A 2,092-nucleotide genomic window follows, 5' to 3' on the forward strand; every position below is an offset into this window, starting at 1 on the left:
ACCACCGGCTTGGCATACCGGATCTGCTGGAGAATATTGCCGAAACTGTCGTAACGGTTTTCGGTAACCGTGTTGTCTGATGCAATCTGGAAACGGAGACGGTTGGCGGTGTCGTAGAGGTTTCGCAGACGACGATTGGTGGTCGATGGGCGCAATAATCGTTGCATCTGCTGGAGAGACGTCTCACTGGAAACGGTCTTTACACTGACCTCACCCACTCTGCCCGAACCATGGATCAGCAAAGCATCCACCGATAGGATTTCAGTATCCGGTTGTAAGGCTGAGAGATCTGCTTGCAGATCTCGTGTCACCGTATGCCATTGGCCATCGTTGATATTGCCCATTGGATACTGCACATATTCTGCATTTCCACTGCCGGTCGGGGCTGCATTTCCCGATCCATAAGCTATGAACCGACGGCCTTTGTTTGTCTGTACGCTGACAAAGAAATTGAACGGCTCTCTGTACTTCATGTCCCAACTGATGACTCTGCCCGGGCTGTTCCATGCATTATGGCCACGATCTTTGGTCAGTTGATACCCGGTGAGACCTGTTCCAGTACTTTGTAGCTGAGTGACAATTTGTTTACGCTCTGCATCATAAACCCGATTAATGGTGCCGCTATTGATATATACAAACCAGGCATCGATATCACTATCAGACAAATTGTATTGCGTCACAAAACCTTGTGTGTACTGCACGGTTTCGGTTCGATTGCCCAGCATATCGTATTGGTATTCGGTAATCTGGCCTGTAGCATCAACCTGATAACGCTGACGGCCTGCTACATCGTAAATATACCGAGTTTGTTGATCGGCGAGCGATGGGCGCAATAATCGTTGCATCTGCTGGAGAGACGTCTCACTGGAAACGGTCTTTACACTGACCTCACCCACTCTGCCCGAACCATGGATCAGCAAAGCATCCACCGATAGGATTTCAGTATCCGGTTGTAAGGCTGAGAGATCTGCTTGCAGATCTCGTGTCACCGTATGCCATTGGCCATCGTTGATATTGCCCATTGGATACTGCACATATTCTGCATTTCCACTGCCGGTCGGGGCTGCATTTCCCGATCCATAAGCTATGAACCGACGGCCTTTGTTTGTCTGTACGCTGACAAAGAAATTGAACGGCTCTCTGTACTTCATGTCCCAACTGATGACTCTGCCCGGGCTGTTCCATGCATTATGGCCACGATCTTTGGTCAGTTGATACCCGGTGAGACCTGTTCCAGTACTTTGTAGCTGAGTGACAATTTGTTTACGCTCTGCATCATAAACCCGATTAATGGTGCCGCTATTGATATATACAAACCAGGCATCAATATCGCTATCAGGAGTGTTGTAACGCTGCTCACTTACATGGGGAGTATATTCACTCAGCTGGAAGTTACTAACGGTGGCCACTCCTACTGCTACATTCGGTCCAGCGGTACCATGACCTAGCCAATCTGCAGCCTGGGTCCACTGGCCAGCGAACACCGTACTGATCCCGTCTGTCCGGGCCTTGTCTTTTTCATAGCAATAGATCACCGAGCCGGTGGCCGTGATTTCCTGCTCAACCACATAGGTCACACCCTCAGTAAAACTAGCCTTGAGTACCTTGGTCGAGCTTTGATCGCCCAGCTTGGTATCGCTCTGGAGCTGGCCATTGGCAAACAGTAGGCCATGCCAACCAGCTAGCCCGTCTTTGGTGCCATATACCCGCCACATCAGCTGGGCTTGCGGGCTATCGAGCTTGACCTCGGCCCGGTACCGCACCGACTTAGTCGGCGTTACAGCCAAGTTGAGCCCGGCCAGGCGCGCGCCCGGCCAGTTTGGCTGGGCGGATGGCCCACTGGTCAACTGGATCTGGCTATTGATCCACTTCACCCGATCAGCTTGCTGCGGCTCCCCCGGCAACAGCGTGAATCGGCTGGCGTCACTGGGCAGGAAACGTTCCCTCGCCTGAGGCTCCTCCATCAGTCGACTGCTCAGTGGGGTAGCATGGCGGGTACTGGCGATCCGGTTGCCGATGGCGTCGTAGCGGTATTCCGTGACATAACCCAATGCGTCGACGCTGGCGGTCTGCCGGCCAGCGGCATCGAATA

The 2,092-nt window shown here is 52.5% G+C and carries 1 protein-coding gene; it reads right to left on the reverse strand.

The annotated features are described in order from the left end of the window. Positions 1-2,092: RHS repeat domain-containing protein (locus tag HNQ59_RS19280; protein WP_184042013.1), on the reverse strand; the 2,092-nt coding region annotated here is incomplete at both ends.

This window comes from Chitinivorax tropicus, from assembly GCF_014202905.1.
Classification (GTDB): Bacteria; Pseudomonadota; Gammaproteobacteria; order Burkholderiales; family SCOH01; genus Chitinivorax; species Chitinivorax tropicus.